Source organism: Ensifer sp. ENS11, from assembly GCF_014851895.1.
In the GTDB taxonomy this organism is placed as follows: Bacteria; Pseudomonadota; Alphaproteobacteria; order Rhizobiales; family Rhizobiaceae; genus Ensifer; species Ensifer canadensis.
This window is the reverse complement of record NZ_JACVAN010000002.1, coordinates 126,997-145,751: the sequence shown is the minus strand read 5'-3', so window position 1 is coordinate 145,751 and position 18,755 is coordinate 126,997. Positions and strand designations below refer to the sequence as shown.

The 18,755-nt window shown below is 61.2% G+C and carries 11 protein-coding genes and 1 riboswitch; of the genes, 9 read left to right on the top strand and 2 right to left on the bottom strand.

Annotated features, from left to right (window positions below; all coding sequences use genetic code 11):
• Positions 1-10 precede the first annotated feature (10 nt).
• From IB264_RS04770 to IB264_RS04740, 7 genes are all read left to right on the top strand, one after another.
• Entirely contained in the window at positions 11-1,570 is a 1,560-nt protein-coding gene (locus IB264_RS04770) for a phospholipase D family protein (RefSeq protein ID WP_025426568.1), read from the top strand.
• A gap of 291 nt (positions 1,571-1,861) precedes the next feature.
• The gene (clpP, locus tag IB264_RS04765; protein ID WP_025426569.1) at positions 1,862-2,494 is read left to right on the top strand and encodes an ATP-dependent Clp endopeptidase proteolytic subunit ClpP; all 633 of its coding nucleotides are present in this window, start codon (positions 1,862-1,864) and stop codon (positions 2,492-2,494) included.
• 294 nt (positions 2,495-2,788) lie between these two features.
• Positions 2,789-4,066: an ATP-dependent Clp protease ATP-binding subunit ClpX gene (clpX, locus tag IB264_RS04760; RefSeq protein ID WP_025426570.1), complete on the top strand. Its 1,278-nt coding sequence runs from the start codon at positions 2,789-2,791 to the stop codon at positions 4,064-4,066.
• A gap of 378 nt (positions 4,067-4,444) precedes the next feature.
• Positions 4,445-6,865, top strand: coding sequence for an endopeptidase La (gene lon, locus IB264_RS04755; protein WP_025426571.1), 2,421 nt, complete (start codon positions 4,445-4,447; stop codon positions 6,863-6,865).
• Between the two features lie 222 nt (positions 6,866-7,087).
• Positions 7,088-7,363, top strand: a complete 276-nt coding sequence (gene hupB, locus IB264_RS04750; RefSeq protein ID WP_025426572.1) for a DNA-binding protein HupB — start codon at positions 7,088-7,090, stop codon at positions 7,361-7,363.
• Between the two features lie 122 nt (positions 7,364-7,485).
• Positions 7,486-7,738: riboswitch (FMN riboswitch) on the top strand.
• Positions 7,739-7,815: 77 nt separating this feature from the next.
• The gene (locus IB264_RS04745; RefSeq protein WP_375154956.1) at positions 7,816-8,724 is read left to right on the top strand and encodes a DMT family transporter; all 909 of its coding nucleotides are present in this window, start codon (positions 7,816-7,818) and stop codon (positions 8,722-8,724) included.
• Between the two features lie 98 nt (positions 8,725-8,822).
• Positions 8,823-11,018 (top strand): esterase-like activity of phytase family protein, encoded by a 2,196-nt coding sequence (locus tag IB264_RS04740; RefSeq protein ID WP_025426574.1) that lies wholly within the window; start codon positions 8,823-8,825, stop codon positions 11,016-11,018.
• 94 nt (positions 11,019-11,112) lie between these two features.
• Here the strand turns inward: IB264_RS04740 and IB264_RS04735 are convergent, their stop codons facing one another.
• The gene (locus tag IB264_RS04735) at positions 11,113-11,586 is read right to left on the bottom strand and encodes a MarR family winged helix-turn-helix transcriptional regulator (protein WP_025426575.1); all 474 of its coding nucleotides are present in this window, start codon (positions 11,584-11,586) and stop codon (positions 11,113-11,115) included.
• Between the two features lie 183 nt (positions 11,587-11,769).
• Positions 11,770-13,608, bottom strand: a complete 1,839-nt coding sequence (locus IB264_RS04730; protein ID WP_025426576.1) for a methyl-accepting chemotaxis protein — start codon at positions 13,606-13,608, stop codon at positions 11,770-11,772.
• 376 nt (positions 13,609-13,984) lie between these two features.
• Here IB264_RS04730 and IB264_RS04725 point away from each other — a divergent pair, with 376 nt between their 5' ends.
• Entirely contained in the window at positions 13,985-15,262 is a 1,278-nt protein-coding gene (locus IB264_RS04725) for an exonuclease SbcCD subunit D (protein ID WP_025426577.1), read from the top strand.
• Positions 15,262-18,723 (top strand): AAA family ATPase, encoded by a 3,462-nt coding sequence (locus tag IB264_RS04720; RefSeq protein WP_025426578.1) that lies wholly within the window; start codon positions 15,262-15,264, stop codon positions 18,721-18,723. Before IB264_RS04725 ends, IB264_RS04720 begins: the two co-directional genes overlap by 1 nt.
• The last annotated feature ends 32 nt before the right edge of the window (positions 18,724-18,755 follow it).

Genomic DNA, 18,755 nt, shown 5'->3' with positions numbered 1-18,755 from the left:
CGGGCAGGTGATGTTGTCCTTTGTCATTGTTGCCGTTGTCGCCATCGGCGGCGCGTTCGGTGCGGCGATTTTCTATGTCTATGGCCGCTTCGGTCGGCGTCCCCATGGAGACCCGTCTGCTGCACTCCCTGTCGCTGACGCCGATACCGAACTCGATCGGGCCATAGGCCCGCTGCTTCGCACCCGTTCCGGAAAGAACGGCATATCGCTGGTCTCTGACAACATCGAAGCTTTCGTCGTCAGGGCGCATGCGGCTCGCAGGGCCGGCCGCGGCCTCGACCTGCAATACTACTACTGGAAGGATGACTTGACCGGTCTCTTGCTCACGCGTGAAATCCTGACGGCTGCCGACCGCGGCGTCCACGTCCGCCTGCTGCTCGATGATATCAACGCCGGCATCCACGACCGGATGTGCATCGCGCTTGATGCCCACGAGAACATTGAGGTCCGGCTCTTCAATCCAAGCCGTGCCCGCACCGATCGTATCCGCCGGGGTTTCGAGATGGCCATCCGCGCTTTCAGCGCCACACGCCGCATGCACAACAAGCTGTGGGTTTCCGATGCGCGCCTGGCCATCGCCGGCGGGCGCAATATCGGCGATGCCTATTTCGACGCGGCCGAGCTTTCAAACTTTCGTGACCTCGATCTCTGGATGATCGGGCCGGTGGTCGATCAGGCAACGGCAATGTTCGATCGCTATTGGAACAGCACGTCCGTGCTGCCGATCGCCAAACTGCGCACCCCCCGCAAGCAATATCTGCCGGCGCTGAGGGAGGCGCTCGATGCCCATGCGCGCACGCCTGCCGCCCGTTTCTATCTGGAGCGCGTGACTGACGCGATGGCCGAAGAGACGTTCTATAGCGGCTCGAGAAGGCTGTACTGGATCGACAACGTTCGCCTTGAGGCCGACCCGCCCGAGAAGGCGCTGATGCAAAAGCGGCAGAACTGGCTGCTGCGCGAACTCTTCCCGCTGATCCAGGCGGCAAAGAACGATCTGCGCATCATTTCGCCCTATTTCATTCCCGGCACGGCCGGGACGCGCGAACTGACGGCGCTTGTGAAAAAGGGCATCCGCGTCGCGGTGCTGACAAATTCACTGGCTGCGACCGACGTCGCGGCCGTTCATGGTGGCTATGTGAAGTACCGTCGAAACCTCGTTCGCGCCGGTGTCGAGCTTTTCGAACTGAAAGAGCAGGGCGATACGGTCGAGAGTCATCGTATGTCGCTGTTTGGCCGGCGCAATGCGAGCCTGCACAGCAAGGCCTTTGTGGTCGATGGTCTGAACGGCTTCGTCGGTTCGATGAATTTCGACCCGCGGTCGGCATCGCTGAACACCGAAATGGGCGTTGTGTTTGTGGATGCAGCACTTGCCGGCGAACTCGCCACGATGTTTGAGGACGAGACGGCCCCGTCCGTCAGTTATCGGCTAAGCCTTGAAGGTGCGCGGCTCGTCTGGCGTGACCGAACCAACGGGACCGAGCGGCGGCTGCGGCGCGAGCCCGACGCCAGCCTGCTGAGGCGCGTTATCGCCGGGATCATCCGTATCCTGCCGATCGAATCGCAGCTTTGAGGTCCGCCGTGGCGCGCGCGCCGTTTACCGTCCGTTTACCCAGCGGTGGCGAATGCTGTGCGGAAAGCGCAAAAGCCAGGGCGTTGGCAAAGGCGGCGGCGAAAAAATGTTCTATCAGCAATCACGTGTGGAGGACCGCTGTTCTTAGGCTGGAAGGGCGCCGCCGATTAAGGTTATCGGAGGTTGGCGACTTGAAGTGAAGGGTGTTGACACTCTATGTAGGGGCAGAAGGCTAATCCTGTGATTCCCGGTTCGCAAAGGCATTGCGGGCCCGATTGATGAAGGTTCGATATGAGAAATCCAGTTGATACCGCCATGGCGCTGGTGCCGATGGTTGTGGAGCAGACCAACCGCGGCGAACGTTCCTACGATATCTTTTCGCGCCTTCTGAAAGAGCGCATCATCTTCCTGACCGGTCCGGTCGAAGATCAGATGGCAACGCTCGTCTGCGCCCAGCTTCTTTTCCTCGAGGCAGAAAACCCGAAGAAGGAAATCGCTCTCTACATCAATTCGCCGGGTGGCGTCGTTACCGCCGGTATGGCGATCTACGACACCATGCAGTTTATCAAGCCGGCGGTTTCGACGCTGTGCATCGGTCAGGCCGCCTCGATGGGTTCGCTCCTGCTGGCTGCCGGCCACAAGGACATGCGTTTCGCCACCCCGAACTCGCGCATCATGGTGCATCAGCCGTCCGGTGGCTTCCAGGGCCAGGCCTCTGATATCGAGCGTCACGCCAAGGACATCCTCAAGATGAAGCGGCGCCTGAACGAGGTTTACGTCAAGCATTGCGGCCGGACCTACGAAGAGGTTGAACAGACGCTCGATCGCGACCATTTCATGAGTTCCGACGAAGCGCTCGACTGGGGTCTGATCGACAAGGTCATCACGTCGCGCGAAGCGATCGAGGCTGCAGAGCAGGCGTGATAACGCGCTTTTGTGTCACGATAGATGCAATTGTGACACAATTGTAATGGTGAAAGGGCTTTATCGAGGGGGTAAAGCCGCTAAGATGACCCCTTAATGTTCTATTGAGCTGTGAAGACATAGGGTTCAGAGTTAGGTGGGAGAGTCGTTGCGGCCGAATCTTGGGCAAAATGCCCTGATACGGTGAGTACTCCCGGAAGCCCTCTTAATGCGGCGCAGGTCTTTGCGCGGGGCGAATTGAGTGGTCCGTGATATCTTTTCCGAAGATGTCCGGCGTGCTGGAAGGAAATGGAAATGAGCAAGGTCAGCGGTAGCAACGGCGGTGACTCGAAGAATACGCTTTATTGTTCGTTTTGCGGCAAGAGCCAGCACGAAGTCCGCAAACTGATTGCCGGACCGACGGTCTTCATCTGCGATGAATGCGTCGAGCTCTGCATGGACATCATTCGCGAAGAGAACAAGACCTCGATGGTCAAGTCCCGCGATGGCGTTCCGACCCCCCAGGAAATCATCAAGGTCCTCGACGAGTACGTCATCGGCCAGCAGCAGGCGAAGCGCATTCTTTCGGTCGCCGTGCACAACCACTACAAGCGTCTGGCCCATGCGGCCAAGGGCAGCGATGTGGAGCTGGCGAAGTCGAACATCATGCTCGTCGGCCCGACCGGTTGCGGCAAGACCTATCTCGCACAGACGCTTGCACGCATCATCGACGTGCCCTTCACGATGGCCGATGCGACGACGCTGACGGAAGCCGGCTATGTCGGTGAAGACGTCGAAAACATCATCCTGAAGCTGCTGCAGGCTGCCGACTACAATGTCGAGCGCGCCCAGCGCGGCATCGTCTACATTGACGAAGTCGACAAGATCTCGCGCAAATCCGACAACCCGTCGATCACCCGTGACGTTTCCGGTGAGGGCGTGCAGCAGGCGCTCTTGAAGATCATGGAAGGCACTGTTGCTTCGGTGCCGCCTCAGGGTGGCCGCAAGCATCCTCAGCAGGAATTCCTGCAGGTGGATACCACCAATATCCTGTTCATCTGCGGCGGCGCCTTCGCCGGCCTCGATAAGATCATCTCCGCCCGTGGCGAGAAGACGTCGATCGGTTTCGGCGCGACGGTTCGCTCGCCGGAAGATCGCCGCGTCGGCGAAGTTCTGCGCGAACTCGAGCCGGAAGATCTGGTTAAGTTCGGCCTGATCCCGGAATTCATCGGCCGTCTGCCGGTTCTGGCAACGCTCGAAGACCTCGATGAGGACGCGCTGATCCAGATCCTGTCCGAGCCGAAGAACGCTCTGATCAAGCAGTACCAGCGGCTGTTCGAGATGGAGGACGTCGAACTGACCTTCCACGAGGACGCGCTGCGCGAGATCGCCCGTCGCGCCATCGTGCGCAAGACCGGCGCCCGTGGCCTGCGCTCGATCATGGAAAAGATCCTGCTCGACACGATGTTCGAGCTGCCGACGCTCGAAGGCGTTCGCGAAGTCGTGATCTCCGACGAGGTGGTGAAGGGTGCGGCGCGGCCGCTCTACATCTATTCCGAGCGCTCGGAAGAGAAGGCGAACGTTTCGGCCTGATCGCAGGCCCACAGATCGGACCTGAAAAAGCCCGCCTCGTGCGGGCTTTTTCATGGCCCTGCACTTAGTTGTTGAGATGGCTTGCGCGGGGGACGATTTAACAATTCGGTTGTTGCTAAAGTGTCTTAACAACGCAATGATGTGACGATTCAGTAGAGGGCCTCGGCCGTTGCATATCCTTGAAGCCTCGTTTTCCGTCGCAAGGTACGCAACAGCAATAAAGCGTAGTCAGAAGGACCCGGCCACTGATGGTGGATGTTGCGGCGAGCCTTGAAAAGGACTCTCTAGCACTCCACTTTCATGTGGAAAATATGACAACCGGGAGTGCCGCTGTGGCTCCCGGGAACGGGCCCGAAATCGGGACGGAAAGGAAATGACATGACGAGCAAAACGTCTCCGGCGACTGAAAGCGCGACCTATCCGGTCTTGCCGCTTCGCGACATTGTAGTCTTCCCGCACATGATCGTGCCGCTCTTTGTCGGCCGTGAAAAGTCCATCCGTGCGCTTGAAGAAGTCATGGGGACCGACAAGCAGATCATGCTTGCCACCCAGATCAACGCGACGGACGACGATCCGGAAGCCTCGGCGATCTACCAGGTGGGCACGATTGCCAATGTCCTGCAGCTCCTGAAGCTGCCCGACGGCACCGTCAAGGTGCTGGTCGAAGGGCGCACGCGCGCCAAGATCGACAGCTACACGCCGCGCGAAGAATTCTACGAAGCGTCCGCACAGGCGCTCGACGAGCCGGAAGAAGATCCGGTCGAGATCGAGGCGCTCAGCCGCTCGGTCGTCTCCGAATTCGAAAGCTACGTGAAACTCAACAAGAAGATTTCTCCGGAAGTCGTCGGCGTCGCGAGCCAGATCGAAGATTATTCGAAGCTTGCCGACACCGTCGCATCGCATCTATCGATCAAGATCGTCGAAAAGCAGGAAATGCTGGAAACCACCAGCGTGAAGATGCGCCTGGAAAAGGCGCTCGGCTTCATGGAAGGTGAGATCTCCGTCCTGCAGGTGGAAAAGCGTATCCGTTCGCGCGTCAAGCGCCAGATGGAGAAGACCCAACGCGAGTACTACCTCAACGAACAGATGAAGGCGATCCAGAAGGAACTCGGCGACGGTGAAGACGGCCGCGACGAGATGGCCGAAATCGAAGAGCGCATCGCCAAGACCAAGCTTTCCAAGGAAGCGCGCGAAAAGGCCGACGCCGAGCTGAAGAAGCTGCGCCAGATGAGCCCGATGTCGGCGGAAGCAACCGTCGTGCGCAACTATCTGGATTGGCTGCTTGGCATGCCGTGGGGCAAGAAGTCCAAGATCAAGACCGATCTGAACCATGCCGAGGAAGTGCTCAACGTCGATCACTTCGGCCTCGACAAGGTCAAGGAGCGCATCGTCGAATATCTCGCCGTCCAGGCCCGTTCGACGAAGATCAAAGGCCCGATCCTGTGCCTCGTCGGCCCTCCGGGCGTCGGCAAGACTTCGCTTGCCAAGTCGATCGCCAAGGCGACCGGCCGCGAATACGTGCGCATGGCGCTGGGTGGCGTTCGTGACGAAGCCGAAATCCGCGGTCACCGCCGCACCTACATTGGCTCGATGCCCGGCAAGGTCGTCCAGTCGATGAAGAAGGCGAAGAAGTCCAACCCGCTCTTCCTGTTCGACGAGATCGACAAGATGGGCCAGGACTTCCGTGGCGACCCGTCCTCGGCTCTGCTGGAGGTGCTGGATCCAGAACAGAACTCGACCTTCATGGATCACTACCTTGAAGTCGAATACGATCTGTCCAACGTGATGTTCATCACCACGGCGAACACGCTGAACATTCCGGCGCCGCTGATGGACCGCATGGAAGTGATCCGTATTGCCGGCTACACCGAAGAGGAAAAGCTGGAAATCGCCAAGCGGCACCTGCTGCCGAAGGCGATCCGCGATCACGCGCTGCAGCCGAAAGAGTTTTCGGTCACCGACGGTGCGCTGATGGCGATCATCCAGACCTACACACGCGAAGCCGGCGTTCGTAACTTCGAGCGCGAACTGATGAAGCTCGCCCGCAAGGCGGTAACCGAGATCATCAAGGGCAAGGCCAAGGCAGTGGCAGTCACTGCCGGCAACATCCAGGACTACCTTGGCGTACCGCGTTATCGTCACGGCGAAGCCGAACGCGACGATCAGGTCGGTGTGGTCACAGGTCTTGCCTGGACCGAGGTCGGCGGCGAACTGCTGACGATCGAAGGCGTCATGATGCCCGGCAAGGGCCGCATGACCGTCACCGGCAACCTGCGCGACGTGATGAAGGAATCGATTTCGGCGGCGGCATCCTATGTCCGCTCGCGGGCGATCGACTTCGGCATTGAGCCGCCGCTGTTCGACAAGCGCGACATCCACGTGCACTTGCCGGAAGGCGCGACGCCCAAGGATGGCCCGTCGGCCGGTGTTGCCATGGCAACAGCGATCGTCTCTGTCATGACCGGTATTCCGATCTCCAAGGACGTGGCGATGACGGGTGAGATCACCCTTCGCGGCCGCGTGCTGCCGATCGGAGGACTGAAGGAAAAACTGCTGGCGGCCGTTCGCGGCGGCATCAAGAAGGTGCTGATCCCCGAGGAAAACGCCAAGGATCTCGCCGAGATCCCGGACAACGTGAAGAACGTGCTGGAGATCATCCCCGTTTCGCGGATGGGTGAAGTGCTCGAGCACGCTCTGGTCCGCGTCCCGGAGCCGATCGAATGGGACCCGGCAAATGAGCCGGCAACCGTCGCCGCGGTTGATTCGCAGGACGAAGCGGGCGCTTCCATCGCCCACTGATTGACAGGACCGGGCGGGTGCAATTGTGTTCCCGTCAGGCCCATTTGGCAGAAAAACAAGGAAGACCGGCCTCTGGCCGGTCTTTTTTGTTGTAAAAGCATGCTGCAAGCCTTGCATTCCAAGGGATTAGGCGCAATTGGGAATGGCAAGACGCGGGCGATGCGCAAGCCGCCGCGGCTTAAAAACACAGTCGTTTCGAACCATTTTGAAAGGGGTGGAAACATGAACAAAAATGAGCTCGTGTCTGCCGTTGCTGAGAAGGCCGGACTTTCCAAGACCGACGCATCTTCCGCAGTTGATGCAGTTTTCGAGACCATCCAGGCTGAACTTAAGGACGGTGGCGACATTCGCCTCGTCGGTTTCGGCAACTTCTCCGTTTCGCGTCGCGAAGCCTCCAAGGGCCGCAACCCGTCCACGGGCGCAGAAGTTGACATCCCGGCACGCAACGTTCCGAAGTTCACGGCCGGCAAGGGCCTGAAGGATGCCGTTAACGGCTGATAGGTTTGCTTGACGGCCGGATACGAGGCCGGCCGTCCAAGTCTTGAAGGGTTCGGTTCACGCCGGACCCTTTTGCGTTTCGGCTGCCCTTGCAGCAGCGCGGTCTTTGGTCTACGGCTCAGCCCTGTTCTCAGGGCGGGGTGAAACTCCCCACCGGCGGTAAGGGCTCAGCGCCGCGCGTCAAATATGACGCGCAACGGACGCTGTGACACTTGAAAGCTGCTGCATAATTTTCTCCTTAAATCGGATTGGATTTAAGGAATTATGCAGCAGGCCCAAGCCCGCGAGCACTTCAGGCGCTGTCGTGTCGGAAGGTTAGCAGATCCGGTGCGATTCCGGAGCCGACGGTCACAGTCCGGATGAAAGAGAATGATCGTGGGTGCGACGGGCGGGCGGTCCGTCGTCGCATCCTGCGCTCATGTGTCCTGATTTGTGTAGGTCCCTGTTTGCGGATGAAGGACATGAGCGAGACGACCCAAGCACTTTTCACCTCCCGTGCCATGGCCGGTGCGGCCTGGATGATACTGGCCGGCGTCGCCTTTGCTCTCCTGAATGTCGTCACGCAATGGATGACGATGCAACTCGGCTTTTCCGCCACCTCGACTGCCTTCTGGCAATATGCATTTGCACTCGTCTTCTCCCTGCCGTTCCTGTTTCGCGCCGGCCTGTCGGCCATGCGCACCGATTACCCCTGGCGTCACGTCATTCGCGTTGCCTTTGCGGCGCTCGGCGTAGGGGCCTGGGTTTCGGGCCTGGCTTCTGTTCCGATCTGGCAGGCGATCGCGCTGGTGATGACATCGCCATTTTTCATCATTCTTGGTGCGCGGCTCTTCCTGGGCGAACGCGTTGGTCCGGCACGCTGGGCAGCGGCGGCAGTCGGCTTTGCCGGCGCCACGATCATCCTGCAGCCCTGGTCGGAAAGCTTCACCTGGGCAGCGCTGCTGCCGGTTTTCTCGGCGCTGCTCTGGGGGGCGGCGTCGCTGATCACCAAGAGCCTGACAGGCATCGAGCGCCCTGAGACGATGACGGTCTGGTTGCTCGTGCTTCTGACGCCGATCAATGGTGTGCTGGCGCTGTCGGCAGGGTTTGTCGTGCCGAGTGGAACTATCCTTGCGCTATTGGTGCTGGCGGGGCTTTTGACCGTGGTGGCACAGTATCTGTTGACGCTTGCCTATACCGTCGCAGACGCAGCGTATGTGCAGCCTTTCGACGATCTCAAGCTACCGCTCAACGTTCTCGCCGGCTGGCTCGTCTTCGGTTATGCGCCGAGCGGCTATCTGTGGCTGGGGGCGGTCCTGATCCTCGGCGCCTCGCTTTTCATCATGCGCAACGAGATGAAACGCGAGCGCGCGACCGCGTAAGACAACGCTGCACAACAAAGGCGCGGGACTGTCATGCGCCTGTCATCGCCATCCCGCAGAACCCCCTTGTTTTGAATATTCGACATGGGGGATTTTTCATGACCATTTCATCATGCAGAACGGCACTTGCCGCCATACTTCTTGCGTCCGTTGCCTTTCCGGCTGCCGCCGAACCGGTGTTCAATCGTATTGCGTCCTTCGCCGTTGCCGACAATCTGCCGGAGGGCGATGCCCGCAAGGACGCGACATCCGCGGAAATCATTACCGCCACCGAAGACGGCAATACGCTGATCTATTCCGATAGCCCGGGCAAGCGCATCGGCCTTATCGATATCACCGACGCCAAGGCGCCGAAGGCGGCCGGTATCGTGTCGTTCGATGGCGAGCCGACCTCGGTAACCGTCGCCGGTACCAAGGCCCTGATCGCGGTCAACACACGCGAAAGCTTCACCAAGCCTTCCGGCTTTCTCGCTACCGTCGACGTTGCCTCGAAGAAGGTCGAGTCGACCTGCGATCTCGGCGGCCAGCCGGACTCCGTCGCGGTCAACAAGGACCGGACCATTGCTGCGATCGCGATCGAGAATGAGCGCGATGAAGAGGTCAACGACGGCAAGATCCCGCAGATGCCTGCCGGCGACCTGGTGATCCTGTCTCTGAAGGATGGTGGTGCCGATTGCGCGACGATCAAGCACGTGACCCTCACCGGTCTTGCCGAGGTTGCAGGCGACGACCCGGAGCCGGAATTCGTGTCCTTCAACGGCAAGGACGAGATTGCGCTGACGCTGCAGGAGAACAACCACATCGTCATCATCGACGGCAAGTCGGCGACGGTAAAGACGCATTTCTCCGCTGGCGCGGTCGACCTTAGGGACATCGACGCCAAGCGTGACGGCGCTATCGCCTTCATGGACGAGCAACCGGGCCGCAAGCGCGAGCCTGACGCCGTCAAGTGGCTCGACGACAATCGCATCGTCGTCGCCAACGAAGGTGACTATGAGGGCGGTTCGCGCGGCTTCACCATCTTCGATACGGCCGGTAAGGTCCTGTTCGAATCGGGTGCGAGTTTCGAACACGAGATCGCTTCGATCGGCCACTATCCCGAGAAGCGCTCGTCGGCCAAGGGCGTCGAGCCGGAAGGCCTCGAGGCTGCCAAGTTCGGCGAAGACAATCTGTTCTTCGTGCTTACCGAACGTGCATCCGTCGTCGGCGTTTACAAGGACACCGGCGCCGAGCCGGAACTGCTGCAATTGCTGCCGTCGGGCATCTCGCCGGAGGGTGCCGTCGCGATCCCGTCGCGCAATCTGCTTGCGACCGCCAACGAGGTCGATCTCGGCGAAGACGGCGGCGCTCGCTCGCATGTGATGATCTACGAGCGTGGCGAAGGTGAAGCCGCCTATCCGCAGATCCGTTCGGCGGACAAGGATGGTCTGCCGGTGGGCTTCGGAGCCTTGTCGGGCCTCGCAGCCGTTGCCGACAAGCCGGGCTTCCTGCGCGCAGTCAACGATTCGGTTTATGCATCGCAGCCGACCATCTTCACCATCGATGCGACGCAGAAGCCGGCGTTGATCACCGAGACGCTTCGGATCACCCGCGATGGCGCCCCGGCACAGAAGCTCGACATCGAAGGCATCGCCAATGATGGGGAAGGGGGCTTCTGGCTCGCTTCGGAAGGCAACGCCGACAAGCTCTACAGCCACGCGCTGCTGCGTGTGAACAAGAAGGGCGAGATCAAGAAGGAGATCGCCCTGCCCGAAACTCTGCGTGCAGGCGAGAGCCGCTTCGGCTTCGAGGGTGTAACGGTTGTCGGCGAAGGCGACGATCAGGTTCTCTGGATGGCCGTCCAGCGCGAATGGAAGGACGACGAGAAGGGCTTCGTCAAGCTCGTCTCCTACAAGCCGTCGAGCGAGGAATGGGGTGCTGTGCGTTATCCGCTCGAGAAGGCGGATGGCGGCTGGGTCGGCCTGTCGGAAATCTCCGTCCACGGCGACTATGCCTATATCATCGAGCGAGACAACCTGATCGGCCAGGCAGCCAAGCTGAAGAAGCTCTACCGTGTCGCCCTTGCCGACCTGAAGCCGGCAGCCCTTGGCGGCGAGCTTCCTGTCGTCAAGAAGGAAGAGGTTCGCGACCTCCTTCCCGATCTGAGGGCCCTGAAGGGTTACGTCGTCGACAAGGTCGAAGGCTTCACCGTCGATGCCGCCGGCAACGGCTATGTCGTCACCGACAATGACGGCGTCGACGATTCCTCCGGCGAGACACTGTTCTTCTCCATCGGTGCCATCGACGCGATGTAATCGTCGGGCCAGGAGAAAAACGAAAGAGGCCGGGACATGACGTCCCGGCCTCTTTCTGTTTCGGCTATCTGTAAAGGCTGGGGGAAGGGCGGGCCTAGCGAGCGACCGCAATCTGTGCTGCTTCGGCCTCATCCTTGCGCTTGCGAATTTCGTCGGTCTTGTCGACGAGTTTGCCGACGATATCGAAGAGCTGACCGAGCTCCTTGTCGTCGAGCGCGGAGAAGATCTCCTCGATCAGCTGTTTGCGCGGGTGTTCGGCTGCCTCCAGGATCACGCGTCCCGTGTCGGTGATCGAGACGATCTTGGCGCGGCGATCCTCGGGATCGGGTTTGCGCATCACCAATCGGTCGCGCTCGAGGCCGTCGATCGCTTCGGTGACGGTGCGCGGCGCAAAGTTCAGCGCGCAGGCGATATCCGTCGAGCGACAGGGGCCGAGCTTGCTCAGGAAGAACAGGAATTTGCTCCGCGCCAGCGAAACGCCTTCCTCCGTCATCGACTCGTTCACGAGCCGGTGGACGCGGTGATAAAGCTCAAACAGTCTGTCGGAAACTTCGAATGTCTTCTTCATGATCATCGTTGGAAAATTGTGAGGTGCCATGTCAAATGGCAGCAACATTATTGATAGTTACAATTGCTACATTTGTCGACTAAAACCTCTGCAATTTCACGGTAACGACCTCCGCAAGCAAGAAACGGCCTCCGTTTCCGGAGGCCGTTTCACTTGTAGTGCCAAGAATTTCACCCGTTCGGACTATGCTGCCCGGCGCGATGAGCCGGTCCAAGGCGCGTAACCGTGGCCCGAATCCTGGGCCAATGTGAAGCGAGCGATCAGTTCGCGAAGACGGCCGGCCTCCTGTGCCAGCGTCGCGCTTGCGGCGTTCGCCTCTTCGACCATTGCGGCGTTCTGCTGGGTCACCTGGTCCATCTGGTTGACGGCGGTGTTGACCTCGGAAAGCCCGGCGGACTGTTCCTGTGCCGAAACGGCGATCGCGTCCATGTGCTGGTTGATCGTGACGATAAAGCCTTCGATCGTGCGCAGAGCCTCGCCGGTTTCACGCACGAGTTTGACGCCGCTCTGCACTTCCACCGCTGAATTGCGGATCAGGTCCTTGATCTCCTTGGCGGCATTGGCCGAACGCTGTGCGAGTTCGCGCACTTCCTGGGCGACGACGGCAAATCCCTTGCCGGCATCACCGGCGCGCGCTGCTTCCACGCCGGCATTCAGCGCCAGCAGGTTGGTCTGGAAGGCGATTTCGTCGATGACGCCGATGATGTTGGAGATTTGGCTCGACGAATGCTCGATGCGGCCCATGGCGTCGATTGCGCCGGAGACGATGGCGCCGGACTTGTGGGCGCTTTCGTTTGCCTGGCTGGCAATGGCGCGGGCTTCGTTGGTGCGCTTGGACGAGCTGCCGACATTGACCGTGATCTGGTCGAGGGCGGCTGCCGTTTCTTCCAGCGACGCGGCCTGCTGTTCGGTGCGACGTGACAGATCGTCGGCGCTCTGGCTGACTTCGCGTGCACCGCTGTCGATGCTGCCCGAGCTGGAGGAGACGGCAGCCAGTGTATCGGCCAGCTGGGCAACGGCCTGGTTGAGGTCGTGACGCAGCTGTTCGAAATCCGGTGCGAAAGGTTCGTTGAGCTGGAAGGCGAGATCGCCGGCCGCCAGGCGGCGAAGACCGGTTGCAAGGCCGGCTGTCGCTTCCTGCAGACGGAGCTGTGCGGCCGCCTCGGCCTCTTCGGTCACGCGGTGACGCTCGGCCTCTGCCTGCGAACGCTGGACCTTGGCATCTTCCTCGAGCTGAAGATTGGAGATGGCCGCCTCGCGGAAGACCTCGACGGCGCGCGCCATCTCGCCGATCTCGTCCTTGCGCACGCCATAGGGAATGGCGGTGGCCGTATCGCCATTTGCGAGACCTGCCATCGAGCGGGTGATGATCTGGATTGGACGGGCAATGCCGCGGATTGCGTAGAAAATAGCGCCGAGGACGATGAGAGCCGCAACCGCGATGACAGCCATTTCGATCATACGGATCTGGTCGTGCGTGGTGGAGCTGTCAGCAACGGCAGCGTCGGCGCCGGCCAGATTGAGCGCGCGCATTTCCTTGATCGCCTGGTCGACCTGCTGTTCCCTCTCGCGCATCTCGACCTTGAACACGCTTTGCGCCTTCATATTCTCGAGATTGTTGGAGAGCTTGACCATGCCGGCGGAAACCGAGAGGTAGGCCTCATAGGCGCTCTTGACCTTTTCAAGTGCTGCCTTGTCGGCGTCGTTGACCATCAGGGCGGCGTATTCGTCCGAAAGCTTGTTGAAGCCATCTACGGTTTCGCCGATGACCTTCTCGGCCGCCTTCTTCTCGAAGGGGGTCAGCGAGATCAGGTGCCGGGCAAACGACATGCGTGTGTCCGAAAGCTGGGTTTCCAGTGCGCGCGAGAGCGAGACACGCGGCAGCCACGTGGTGGCAATCTCGTTGTTGCGCTCGTTCATCATCTTGATGCCGCCAAGCGAGGCGACGGCCAGAACGGTGACGATGAGGCCAACCATCAGGAAAAGGGCAATAAGGGTGTGTGATATCTTTAGGCGCGACATGAATAACTCCGGAGGAACGGCGTCCGTAAAAGCTTGTGCATGAATAAGTCGTTCCGGCTCTTGATCGTCATGACGGAGCGGATGCCGAAGCAGGGAGTCATTCCTGTGCTTGGCCGCACGCAAAATGCAGCCGAGCGGAACCTAGCCAACAAGTTCTTACAAAAGCGCCAATCGATTAAAGTGAGTATAATCTGATATTTGCACATAGGGGCGCGCGCTTTTGCGGCAGAACGTTTCAAGTCGAAACTCCAGTCATTACGTATGAGCGCTGGCTTTACTTAACTGCCCTGAAATAACGGCGAGTGACGGGCGCATCCGCGTGGATGACGGTGTCCGGCGCATTGACGGGTGCTGCTCCCACGGGCCATGGTCGGCCATGTCCTTCCGCTTCGTTCACACCGCCGATCTTCATCTTGATTCCCCGCTGCGCAGCCTTGCGCTTCGAAATGCCGAGCTCGCCGACATCGTGCGCGGTGCGACCAGGCAAGCGCTTGTGAGGATCGTCGATCTTTGCCTTGCCGAAGAGGTCGATGCCTTGCTGATCGCCGGCGACCTTTATGATGGCAGCCAGACCTCGATGAACACCGCGCTGTTTCTCGCTGGCGAACTGCGCCGGCTCGACGAGGCCGGCATCCGGGTCTTCATCATCCGCGGCAATCACGATGCCCAATCGCAAGTGACGAACGAGCTGACGCTCTCGCCATCGACACACGTCTTCAAGGGCCGCGGCAAGGCAGTCCTCGCAAAGACGCTGGAGAGCGGCCGCGATGTCTATATCCATGGTGTGAGCTTTGCGAACCCCCATGCGTCGGAAAGCTTGCTGCCGTCCTTTCAGTCACCGGTCGCCGACGCGATCAATATCGGCATGTTGCACACGAGCCTCGCCGGCGCTGCCGGCCATGACCTCTATGCTCCCTGCAGCGTGGCGGATCTCCAGGCGCACGGCTTCGACTATTGGGCGCTCGGCCATGTCCATCAGCGTCAGGTCCATGCCAGCGAACCTTTCGTCGTCATGCCGGGCATGCCGCAGGGGCGCGACATCAACGAAGCCGGCAGCAAGGGCGTGACGTTGGTGACGGTGACCGACGAAGGGCGGGTTTCGATCGAGGAGCGGGCAATCGGCCTTGCCACCTTCGAGCGGATCAGCCTTGACCTCACCGGCGTTTCCGAGTGGGGCGATATGCTTGATACGGTCGGGAACGCTTTCTTGCAGTCGCGCGAGACGACCGCTGCCGACAATGTGATCTTCCGCCTGACACTGACTGGCGCGACGCCGCTTTCCTGGCGCATGCGCCGTGATGGCGATCTGCTCCGGGCCGAGATCGACAATGTGGCTGCGGGCAACGGCGGCTGCTGGGTCGAGAAAATCGAGCTCGATTGCCGCAGTCCTGGTGCAGAGGCGGGGGCGGTTATGGCTGATCCGGTCGACGAACTGGCGGCCCTTGTCGGCAGCGATGTCCTGCCGGCCCACGGTTTCCGTCAGGAAGTGCGCTCTGCGGTCGAGGAATTGCTGCAGCAGTTGCCGCCGGACCTGCGCCAGGTTCTGGCGCCGGATGAGGCGGCGGTCGAAAGACTGGCGTTCGATGCCGGTGTCTCCGGTGCTGCGGAGGTGCTCGCACACCTTCATGGCAATGCAGGCGAGGGTTCACGCTGATGCGGCTGCGCGAACTCGACCTGGTGCGGTACGGCAAGTTTACCGAGCGGCGCCTCGACTTCGGTCCGGCGATATCAGGTAGGCCAGACCTGCATATCGTTTACGGCCCGAACGAGGCCGGCAAGTCGACGCTGTTTTCGGGCTTCCTCGACCTGCTCTTCGGCATCGAGCATTACAGCTCCTACGGCTTTCTGCACGCCTATCAGACGATGCGGGTTGGCGGCACGATCGAGGCGGCCGGCCGCACCCATCAGGCCTTCCGGATAAAGCGCAAGACCAACACGCTGGTCGGTGCCGACGATCAGCCGTTGCCGGACAATCTGTTTTCCGCCGCGCTCGGCTCGATCGACCGCGCGACCTACCGCATGATGTTCTCGCTCGACGACGACAGTATCGAGCAGGGAGGGGAGGCGATCCTGAAGAGCGAGGGCGAACTCGGCTCCCTGCTCTTTTCCGCCAGTTCAGGTCTGCCGGACAGCGCTGCGATCCTGTCTATCCTGCGCGCCGAGGCGGATGCCTTCTATCGACCCCAGGCACGCAAGCATCAGCTTTCCGAGCTGAAGGCCGAACTCGATGCGTTGAAAGTCGAGCGCAACGGGCTGGACGTCAATGCGCGTGAATATGCATCGCTGCGCAAGACGCTTCTTGCCGCCCGCGAGCGCCACGACGCGGCCATGGCGCGGCGCGTCGAACTGCGAGTGGAGCGCGATCGCCTGCGAGCGCAGATCGATGCCTTGCCGCTCTTCCGGCGCCTGTGTGGCTTGCGCATTGATCTGGCAAAGGCGCCGGCCTTGCCGCCAGCGCCGGCCGAGTGGGCCGCAGAACTGCCCGCACTGCGACGGCGCGACATCGAAATTGCGACCAGGTTGCGTCAACTCGCGGACGAAAGTCGCCGTCGGCAGGAAGAGCTGGAGGTCCTGCCGCATGACAAGGCGGCCCTCATCCTGGTGGAACGTTTGAACGCGCTGCAGGAGACGGCGCTCGATGCGCGTTACGTCACAGCCGCGCGCGACATGCCCGCACGGATCGACGAACTGTCGCGGACAAATATCGAAATTTCTGCCTGCCTCGTTAGGCTCGGCGAGCGCGGCGACCAGGATCCGGCATCGCTGCTGTTGCCGACGGCCACAGGCGCTCGCCTGCAGGAACTCTCACGGCGGCATTCCGCGTTGCAGGAGCGTGCGGCATCGGCTCGACAGGAGGCGGATGGGGCAAAACGGATGGAGCGGGAGGCGACAGACGAGCTGGCGCGGCTGCAGGCCGAACGCAGCTCGGCCATCGATCCGAGCGCGTTTGTCGAGCGCTTGCGGCGTGTTCGGCAGGATGATTGCTCCCTGCGCCTGCAGGCCACCCGACAAGTGCTCGAACGCCTGGATGCAGAGCTTGCCGACAAGCTGGCGGCTTTGAAACCCTATTCAGGCAGCGCCGATGATCTGCTTGGCCTGACTGTGCCCGCTGCCGGCACGATCGAGACCTGGCGACGCGACACGGCGGCGCAGGACCAAAGGCGCCTGCGCCTTGCCGACCGCGTCGCGAGCGAAACTGAACAACTGGCCGGAGAGGAAGCTCGCCTCGCGGCCCTGATTGCTTCGGGCGGCGCCCTTGACGACCGGGCGTCCATCGAGATTCGCCAGCAGCGACAACACGCCTGGGAGCGGCACAAGGTCCGGTTGGATGCGACGACTGCGGAAATCTTTGAGGACGCGTTGGGTCGCGACGACGATGCGACGGCATTGCGGCTCGCCGAGGCAGCAAAGGTCGCGGATATGCGCTCGCTCGCTTTGTCGATCGCCGAGCGCCGGGCGCGTCTTGATGAGCTTGGGCGACAACAATGCTCGCTCGCCGAGGAGGCGTCTGCACTTGCACAGGCGGTCAAAGCAACAGCCTCTGCAAGCGGTTTACCTGACGTCACGCAGTTGACGCAGCTGGAAGCCTGGCTCGTGTCCCGGCTCGCGGCGCTCGATGTCCGCACACAACAGCGTTCTACGCGGCTGGAGCTCGATCGCGCCCAGGCCGACGAGAATGACGCGCGCGATGTTCTGAAGGATTCACTTGCCGAGATCGGTGTGACCGAGCGTTTGCCGCAACGGCTCGACGATCTCATGGCCTTTGCCGAGAATGCTGTCGGGCAGGCCCAGGCGGCTTTTTCTGCCGGCAAGGCGGCGCGCGAGGCGGTCCGACGTTCCAGTGACGCGCTGGAGCAGCGTAAGTCGATCTTGGCGCAAGCCGAGGACGCCCTGTGCTCCTGGCGGGAGCAATGGGACGATCTGCTCTCAACCACCTGGCTTGCCGGTCGGCCGGAACAGCTGCTGCCGGATCAAATCGCCCCCATGCTCGCGGTCTTGCAGGATCTCGACAAGCTGGTGCAGCGCAAGGCCGATCTCGATCACCGCGTCGCCGGCATGCGCAAGGATCAAGTGGCTTTTGAAGCGGCGATCGCAAATCTTGCCGGTGTGCCCGACACCGGAGATACGCTTGCGATTTTCGCCGCCATGAAGGCGCGTGCCGCAGAGGCTGAAAAGCAGGAGGATCGGCGCGCTACGCTGTTGACGGAGCTTGCCCGCCTTGAGGAGGAGAAACGCAGCGTTGCTGCCGAGCAGGATCTTCACATTGCCCGCAAACGTCTGGTCCTCGACTTCTTCGACTGCGAGACATTGGATGAAGCCGGCTTGCGGCTCGACGCTTCCCGCGAGCAGGAACGGCTGCGCCAGCGCATTGCCGAATCGGAGGCCGACCTTGCGCAGCGCCTTGGTGTCGCCCGCAGCGAAGACGCCGAGGCGTTGCTGGCTGCGCTTGACGACGAAGCGGTGCGGCTGGAACTGGCTCGCGTCGAGGCGCTGCTTGAAGAGAGCGACCGTGATGTAAGTGAATTGCACGCCGACATGCGGACGAAGGAAGGGGCGCTCGCCAATATCGCCGGCGACGACGCTGTCGCAGCACTCGATCAGCGTCGCCGCACGCTGCTTCTGGAGATCGAGGCCAAGGCGCTCGGCTATCTCAAGCTGAGAGCCGGCCTGATCGCCGCCGAGCAGGCACTCCGGCTCTTTCGCGAGCGCCATCGCAGCGCCATGATGCGGCGCGCCTCGGAAACCTTCAGCCGCATCAGCGGTGGAGAATATTCCAGCCTGTCGGCGCAGGCCGACAAGGGTCAGGAATTCCTGATTGCCAACGCCGCAACTGGCGGGTCCAAGCTGGCGCGCGATCTTTCCAAGGGGACGCGCTTTCAGCTTTATCTGTCGCTCAGGATCGCCGGCTATCACGAGGTCGCCGCGGCGCGCGAAACCTTGCCCTTCATCGCAGACGACATCATGGAGACGTTTGACGACGGCCGCGCCGGTCGCGCCTTCGAGCTGATGGCGGATATGGCCCGCGTCGGGCAGGTGATCTACCTGACGCACCACGAGCATCTTTGCGATATTGCCCGAACGGCGTGCCCGGAAGTGACTATCCACAGGTTATGATGCCGACATGCCGTCGGCGAATGATCGTGACG

Excerpts from the sequence above, each read along its gene's own strand:
- clpP (WP_025426569.1), top strand. The coding sequence starts at position 1,862 with ATGAGAAATCCAGTTGATACCGCCATGGCGCTGGTGCCGATGGTTGTG.
- clpX (WP_025426570.1), top strand. The coding sequence starts at position 2,789 with ATGAGCAAGGTCAGCGGTAGCAACGGCGGTGACTCGAAGAATACGCTT.
- IB264_RS04740 (WP_025426574.1), top strand. The coding sequence starts at position 8,823 with ATGACCATTTCATCATGCAGAACGGCACTTGCCGCCATACTTCTTGCG.
- IB264_RS04735 (WP_025426575.1), bottom strand. The coding sequence starts at position 11,586 with ATGAAGAAGACATTCGAAGTTTCCGACAGACTGTTTGAGCTTTATCAC.
- IB264_RS04720 (WP_025426578.1), top strand. The coding sequence starts at position 15,262 with ATGCGGCTGCGCGAACTCGACCTGGTGCGGTACGGCAAGTTTACCGAG.
- IB264_RS04725 (WP_025426577.1), top strand. The coding sequence starts at position 13,985 with ATGTCCTTCCGCTTCGTTCACACCGCCGATCTTCATCTTGATTCCCCG.
- IB264_RS04770 (WP_025426568.1), top strand. The coding sequence starts at position 11 with ATGTTGTCCTTTGTCATTGTTGCCGTTGTCGCCATCGGCGGCGCGTTC.
- IB264_RS04730 (WP_025426576.1), bottom strand. The coding sequence starts at position 13,608 with ATGTCGCGCCTAAAGATATCACACACCCTTATTGCCCTTTTCCTGATG.
- hupB (WP_025426572.1), top strand. The coding sequence starts at position 7,088 with ATGAACAAAAATGAGCTCGTGTCTGCCGTTGCTGAGAAGGCCGGACTT.
- IB264_RS04745 (WP_375154956.1), top strand. The coding sequence starts at position 7,816 with ATGAAGGACATGAGCGAGACGACCCAAGCACTTTTCACCTCCCGTGCC.
- lon (WP_025426571.1), top strand. The coding sequence starts at position 4,445 with ATGACGAGCAAAACGTCTCCGGCGACTGAAAGCGCGACCTATCCGGTC.